The organism is Parasynechococcus sp. (assembly GCF_042954245.1).
GTDB lineage: Bacteria > Cyanobacteriota > Cyanobacteriia > PCC-6307 > Cyanobiaceae > Parasynechococcus.
Map to the genome: position 1 here is coordinate 1 of NZ_JBGKDP010000127.1, position 6,546 is coordinate 6,546.

At 64.0% G+C, this 6,546-nt stretch carries 9 protein-coding genes; 6 read left to right on the top strand and 3 right to left on the bottom strand.

Annotated elements, in window-relative coordinates:
* The 6 genes from mreC to ACGVJ8_RS05705 form a co-directional block, all read left to right on the top strand.
* The coding region (gene mreC / locus ACGVJ8_RS05680; RefSeq protein WP_392346224.1) for a rod shape-determining protein MreC at nucleotides 1-535 on the top strand (535 nt) is incomplete at its 5' end.
* Between the two features lies 1 nt (nucleotide 536).
* Nucleotides 537-1,052: a rod shape-determining protein MreD gene (locus tag ACGVJ8_RS05685; protein WP_392346226.1), complete on the top strand. Its 516-nt coding sequence runs from the start codon at nucleotides 537-539 to the stop codon at nucleotides 1,050-1,052.
* Complete coding sequence (locus tag ACGVJ8_RS05690; RefSeq protein ID WP_392346228.1) at nucleotides 1,049-2,356, top strand: ABC transporter substrate-binding protein; 1,308 nt, start codon at nucleotides 1,049-1,051, stop codon at nucleotides 2,354-2,356. Before ACGVJ8_RS05685 ends, ACGVJ8_RS05690 begins: the two co-directional genes overlap by 4 nt.
* 92 nt (nucleotides 2,357-2,448) lie before the next feature.
* The gene (rpaB, locus tag ACGVJ8_RS05695; protein ID WP_392346230.1) at nucleotides 2,449-3,210 is read left to right on the top strand and encodes a response regulator transcription factor RpaB; all 762 of its coding nucleotides are present in this window, start codon (nucleotides 2,449-2,451) and stop codon (nucleotides 3,208-3,210) included.
* 44 nt (nucleotides 3,211-3,254) lie between these two features.
* Nucleotides 3,255-4,763 (top strand): lysine--tRNA ligase, encoded by a 1,509-nt coding sequence (lysS, locus tag ACGVJ8_RS05700; protein ID WP_392346232.1) that lies wholly within the window; start codon nucleotides 3,255-3,257, stop codon nucleotides 4,761-4,763.
* Between the two features lie 27 nt (nucleotides 4,764-4,790).
* A complete protein-coding gene (locus tag ACGVJ8_RS05705; RefSeq protein ID WP_392346233.1) occupies nucleotides 4,791-5,054 on the top strand; it encodes a hypothetical protein in 264 nt (87 codons plus the stop codon).
* On the opposite strand, the gene ACGVJ8_RS05710 is transcribed toward ACGVJ8_RS05705, so the two are convergent.
* The 3 genes from ACGVJ8_RS05710 to ACGVJ8_RS05720 form a co-directional block, all read right to left on the bottom strand.
* On the bottom strand, nucleotides 5,055-5,540 hold the full coding sequence (locus ACGVJ8_RS05710) for a hercynine metabolism protein (RefSeq protein ID WP_392346234.1): 486 nt from the start codon (nucleotides 5,538-5,540) through the stop codon (nucleotides 5,055-5,057).
* Nucleotides 5,537-5,770 (bottom strand): hercynine metabolism small protein, encoded by a 234-nt coding sequence (locus ACGVJ8_RS05715; protein ID WP_392346236.1) that lies wholly within the window; start codon nucleotides 5,768-5,770, stop codon nucleotides 5,537-5,539. The genes ACGVJ8_RS05710 and ACGVJ8_RS05715 overlap by 4 nt, the downstream gene beginning before the upstream one ends.
* 32 nt (nucleotides 5,771-5,802) lie before the next feature.
* The coding region (locus tag ACGVJ8_RS05720; RefSeq protein WP_392346238.1) for an L-histidine N(alpha)-methyltransferase at nucleotides 5,803-6,546 on the bottom strand (744 nt) is incomplete at its 5' end.

Below are 6,546 nucleotides of genomic sequence, written 5' to 3' on the forward strand. Positions count from 1 at the left end.
CCTGCAGTTGCTGGAAGACGACAACCGTCGCTTGCGCGCTTTGCTGGAGTTACAGCAACAGGGATCAGCACAAGGAAACGTTTCGGCTGCCGTGATCTCCCGCTCGTCGCGAGGGTGGTGGCAGCAATTGCAACTGGGCAAGGGCTCGCTGCAGGGCATCGGTCGGGGCGATGCTGTTCTTGGCCCTGGAGGTTTGGTGGGCCGCATCGACAGTGTTACCCCCGCCACGGCGCGGGTGAAGTTGCTCACTGCCCCGGGCCATGAGATCGGCGTCTGGCTGCCCCGTAGCCGCCGCCATGGATTGCTGGTGGGCCGCGGCAGCAGCCGTCTGTCGCTTCGCTTCATCGACAAGGATCCCGACGTGCGTCCGGGGGATCTGCTGGCCACGTCCCCGGCCAGCACCCTGTTGCCCCCCAACGTGCCGGTGGGGGTAATCCAGTCGGTGGATGAACAGGCTGTCCCTGCACCCGTAGCGGTGGTGCAGTTGATCGCAGCACCGGAGGCGATCGACTGGGTGCAAGTGCAGACCCGCTGACATGACGCGTCTGCACCGACAACCGATCTGTGTGGCCTCGGCTTTGCTGGTGCCGTTTCTGGCCTTGGCGTCGCCGCCTTGGTTGGCCATCGATGGGGTTGGTCCCGCCTGGGCTGTGCTCTGGCTGTTGCCCTGGGCTCTTGTGGATGGTCCGGTGTCGGGGGCGTTATCGGGTGTGGCTTTGGGGCTGGTGTTGGATGGTCTCAATCTGAGCGGTGTCAGTCAGGTGCCGGCGCTGCTGTTGCTGGGCTGGTGGTGGGGACAGCTGGGGCGGCGTGCAGCACCGATCCAACGCAGCCTGAATCTGGGCTTGTTGGCCTGGCTCGGGTCCGTGGGTCTTGGTTTGTCGCTGATCCTTCAGCTCTGGTGGAGTCACGGTGGAGTGTTGGATCCCCTCACCCAGAGCTGGGGGCTGCAGACCCTCTGGTGCCAGGCCCTGGTGACGGGTTTGCTGGCGCCGGTGTTGGTGTCGTTGCAGTTGCTGTTCTGGCGAAGGCGAAGGAGGGTGCCCTCATGAGGCTGACCCGTCGGGAGCTGCTGCTGGGGGCAGCGGCCTTTGGGCTGGTGGCCTGCGGCCCCAGGACCTCACAGACCAGGGCCTTGGAGTTGTGGACCCTGCAATTGGCTCCCAAGTTCAACCCGTATTTCGCGGATGTTTTGGGGGCCTGGAGCCGCCTCCATCCCGATGCGCCCGTGCGCTGGACGGATCTGCCCTGGGGGTCCGTGGAGCGCAAGTTGCTGGCTGCGGTGTTTGCGCGCACGGCCCCGGATGTGGTGAACCTCAATCCGCCCTTCGCCGCCAATCTGGCCAGCAAGGGGGGACTGGCCGACTTGACCACGCTGCTGCCGGCTGATGCCGCTGGCCGCTATCTGCCCTCGGTGTGGCAGTCCTGTCGTGACACTGATGCCGGACAGATCGCGGTGCCCTGGTATCTCACGGTGCGGCTGAGTCTGGTGAACCGCGCACTGTTGGATCGAGCCGGCATTGCAGCACCGCCCAGCCGCTGGGATCAGGTGCCGGCCTTCGCCCGTCGCATCCGTGAGCGCACAGGCCGTTACGGCCTGTTCCTCACCACCGTTCCGGACGACTCGGCCGAGCTTCTGGAAACCCTGGTGCAGATGGGGGTGACCCTGCTGGATTCCCAACGCAGGGCTGCCTTCGACAGCCCTGCGGGGCGCCGGGCCTTTCGTTTTTGGAGTGATCTCTACCGGGAGGGGCTGTTGCCTCGGGAGGTGGTGAGTCAGGGGCAACACCGGTCGATCGAGTTGTTCCAAAGCGGTGATCTGGCCCTGGCGGCCACGGGGGCGGAATTCCTGCGCAGCATTCAGACCAATGCGCCAGGGGTGGCCGCGATGACGGAGCCCCACGCCCCGGTGACCGGTGCAGATGGCACAGCCAATGTGGCTTTGATGACGTTGGCGGTGCCGCGTCAGAGCCAGCGCGCCCAAGAGGCTGTGGATCTTGCGCTGTTCCTGACCAATGCTGATCAACAGGCGCGCTTTGCGGCTGAGGCTCGAGTGTTGCCGTCGTCGTTGGAGGCCTTGGCCCGGGTGCGTGCTGAATTGGAGCAGCAGGTTCCTGGCACAGCCGAGGAGCGTCAGATTCGCCAGGCCCGTTTGTTGTCGGCCAGCACGTTGGATCAGGCCAGGGTGTTGGTGCCGGCCTTGCCGGGCATCAAGCGTCTGCAGAAGATCATCTACACCCAGATGCAGCGGGCGATGTTGGCCCAGGTCAGCCCTGAGCAGGCCTTAACAGCTGCGGCGTCAGAATGGACCCGTTACGCCCGTTCGCGATGGCCCGAGGTCGCCGGCAATTCTTAAAATAATCAGTAAACTGGCTGCGCGCCAGGGTGTTTGCGTCGGTGCCCAGGCCCTGACCAGTAAGGTTGCAACCCGTTAAGGGTTTGATTCGGATGACGGCCGACCTGCCCTCACAACCGAAAGCGACTATTCTTGTCGTTGATGATGAGGCTGCAGTCCGGCGCATTCTGCTGATGCGCCTGCAGCTGTCGGGTTACCGCGTCATCTGCGCTGAGGACGGTGAGCAAGCCCTGGAAATGTTCCACAACGAGTCCCCCGACCTGGTGGTCCTCGATGTGATGCTGCCCAAGCTGGATGGCTTTGCCGTCTGCCGCCGCCTGCGGGCTGAATCCTGTGTGCCGATCATCTTTCTCTCCGCGGTTGAAGCGATCTCCGAGCGGGTGACCGGCCTGGATCTGGGCGCTGATGACTACATACCCAAGCCCTTCAGCCCCAAGGAACTCGAGGCACGCATCGCCACGATTCTGCGCCGGGTGGGCCGGGGCAATGCTGTTGTTGAAAGCCGTGAATTGCCCATAGGGCAAGGCGTTTTGCGCCTCGGGGACCTGGTGGTGGACACCAACCGACGCCAGGTCACCCGCGGATCGGAGCGCATCAACCTCACTTACACGGAGTTCAGCCTGCTCGAGTTGCTTTTCCGCGACCCCGGCCATGTTGTGCCCCGGGCGGAAATCCTTGAGCAGCTTTGGGGTTATCCCCCTCGCCGTGCAGCCGATCTACGCGTGGTGGATGTCTATGTGGCGCGTTTGCGAGGAAAGTTGGAGCCTGACCCCCGCAATCCCGAGCTAATTCTCACAGTCCGGGGCATTGGCTACGCCTCCCAACGCATGGGCGAGGCCTCTGCTGCCGGTTGATCAACCCGCGGGCGGGCAGGATGGCTCTCGACTGACCTGCTGCTGTGTCTGAGCTGCGCGACACCCGTCTGGAAAAGGCCAAGACGTTGGAAGAGTTGGGGCAGGGCCCCTATGCTCTCACCTTCAGTCCCAGCCACCGCATGGCTGAGCTGCAGGAGACCCATGCCGATCTGCCCAAGGGGGAAGAGCGGGACGTCAGCGTTTCCGTGGCGGGACGGGTGATGACCCGCCGGGTGATGGGCAAGCTGGCCTTTTTCACCCTGGCCGATGAGACGGGCTCCATCCAGCTGTTCCTGGAGAAGGCGGGTCTCGAGGCACAGCAGGAGGGCTGGTTCAAACAGATCACCTCGCTGGTGGATAGTGGCGACTGGCTTGGGGTAGGCGGCACCCTGCGTCGCACCGACCGTGGCGAGCTGTCAGTGAAAGTGAGCGACTGGCGCATGCTCACCAAGGCGCTGCAGCCCCTTCCCGACAAGTGGTATGGATTGGCCGACGTGGAGAAGCGCTACCGCCAGCGCTATCTGGATCTGGTCGTGTCCCCCGACAGCCGTGAGACCTTCCGGCGCCGGGCCCGCCTGGTGAGCGGTATTCGCCACTGGCTCGATCAGCGTGACTTTCTCGAGATCGAGACCCCCGTGCTGCAGAGCGAACCCGGTGGCGCTGACGCGCGGCCGTTCGAGACCCACCACAACGCCCTCGACCTGTCCCTCACCCTCCGGATTGCCACCGAGTTGCACCTGAAGCGCCTGGTGGTGGGCGGCTTTGAGCGGGTGTATGAGCTGGGCCGGATCTTCCGTAATGAAGGGGTCAGCACCCGCCACAACCCCGAGTTCACTTCGGTGGAGATCTATCAGGCCTACAGCGATTACCTCGGGATGATGGAGCTCACCGAGCAGATGGTCAGCGCGGTGTGCCAGGAGGTCTGCGGCACGACTACCATCACCTACCAGGGCATCGCAATCGATCTCGCACCCCCATGGCGGCGCGCCACGATGCATGAACTCGTGCAGGATGCAACGGGGCTTGATTTCAACAGCTTCAGCAGTCGGGAGGCTGCGGCTGCGGCGATGACCGCTAAGGGCCTGCATGCGCCTGAGCTGGCCGACTCCGTGGGCCGTCTGCTCAATGAAGCCTTTGAGCAAGCAGTGGAGACGACCCTGATTCAGCCCACCTTCGTCACCGATTACCCGGTGGAGATTTCGCCCCTGGCTCGACCCCATCGCAGCAAGCCCGGCTTGGTGGAACGCTTTGAGTTGTTCATTGTCGGCCGCGAGCATGCCAATGCTTTCAGTGAGCTCACCGATCCCGTGGATCAACGCCAGCGCCTTGAGGCCCAACAGGCGCGCAAGGTGGCAGGTGATCTGGAAGCCCAGGGGTTGGACGAGGATTTCGTCACGGCCCTGGAGGTGGGCATGCCCCCCACCGGAGGTTTAGGCATCGGCATCGACCGGCTGGTGATGCTGCTCACCGACAGCCCCTCGATTCGGGACGTCATCGCCTTCCCGCTGCTGCGGCCAGAGTCCTGCAAGGGAGAACCACCCTCAGTGGAATAATGGGAGGAGTGGCATGGTCCTATCCCCATGAGTGGAGAACGCGTCGGGTTTCGCTTCAAGCACGCTGATGCCGTGGTCAAGCGGAATCCCCAGGGCCGTTCCCGCCGGGGATGGGTGATGGAGCCGGTGGAGCAGACCACCAGCCGTGGTACCAAAATGCCCGCTTACCGCATTCGCTGGCGCGACAGTGAGCGGCCGGAAATCGTGCTTCAGCACATGCTGATCGCCGATCCGGATCCCACACCTCCGCCCGAGGGTGTCAGCCTTGAGCCCTCTGCGCCCAAGGCCTGATTAACTCAGCCCAGCGTCGCGGCGCAGCTGTTCAAGCTCCTGTTCCGCTTCAAACAACGCCCAGTCCTTCTCCAGTGTTGAGGGGCTGGGCGTTTGCTTTTGCTGGTGAAGTTCCTGCAGCTGTCGCTCCACCTCGTTGAAGCGGCGTCCCAGATCCTCCAGGTCGGCCCAGAGGGCGCGGCCCTGGTTCATCAGGCTGGTGAGATGTTGTTCGGCTCGCCCGGCCAGATTGGCTGCGCCGGCCGCCCTGGCGCGGTCCACCCGGTTGCGCCAGGCCCGTACGTCCTCGGCAATCCTCAGCAGCTGCTGGCGTTGCTGCTTCGCTTCGCCTTGCAGTTGCTGGCGTTGCCGTTGCAGGGCTGCCGCCCGATCCTTCAGGTGCTGTTCGCTGAAGCTGAATAGGTGCTCCTGGACGGGGTTGTTGTGTAGAAAGGCGGAGAGCCGGACGTCCAGCTCCCGCTCCAACTGCTCCAGCCAGCTGCTCATGCCTCGCCTGGGGTGGTGATCAGCGGTTTTTCGATTTCTTTTTCCAGGGGCTCGATCGCGGCCGTTTTGGAGTTAAGGATCATCTGGGTGAGTTGTGCTGCTTTCACTTCTCCCACTTCACCTTCCAGTTCCCCCAGGCGATCGAAGGCCGCCATGTACACCACTTCCAGGTCTTGGATTAGCTGCTCACGCTGCCGTTTGATGGCCTGACGCCGTTCGTCTGATTTCATGCCGCCTGAGCTCCTGGGCGCAGTCTGTGGGCTCAGTTTGCCGGCAAAAGCAGATGCAGAGCGATCTGCTGGTGTGGATCGGTCCAGCGGCGTTGGATCCGCCAGCCGGCCTGGGCCGCGAGGGCGGCCGCGGCGTCCGGGGAGTATTTGACGCTGTATTCGGTGATCCAGGTCTCGCCCTGGCGAAAGAACCAGGCCTCACCGCTCAGGTGCACGGTCTGTTCCTGCGTGCTCACCAGCGCCATTTCGATGCGCTGCTGCTGCTCTTGCCAGCGGGCCCGGTAGCGGAACTGCGCGGGATCGGCATCGCTCTGGAGGTCGCGGTTGAGCCGCTGTAGCAGGTTGCGGGCGAAGGCGGCGGACACGCCGGCGGCATCGTCGTAGGCGGCCTCCATTAGGGCCGGCTCGCGGGGTTGATCCAGCCCCAGCAGCAGCGGCCCTCCAGCCAGCAGCTGCTGAGTATTGCGCAGAAAGTCCACAGCTTCCTCTGGGGTGAAGTTGCCCAGGGAGCTGCCAGGAAAGAAGCCGATGCGCCGTTGGCTGTCGAGGGCGGGATGCTGCGGCAGCTGTTCCAGGCGGGTGTGGTCACAGCAGATGCCCACTATGGCGGTGTTGGAGTGCCGGGCCGCGAGACCGGAGAGGGTCTCCTTCAGGGTGCTGAGGCTGATGTCCAATGCGGCGAAGACGCTGCTGCTCAGAGCTGTGAGCAGCGGATCCACCTTGCGGGCATTGCCGATGCCGAATTCCACCACCAGCCCGGGGCCCGTGGCGGCGGC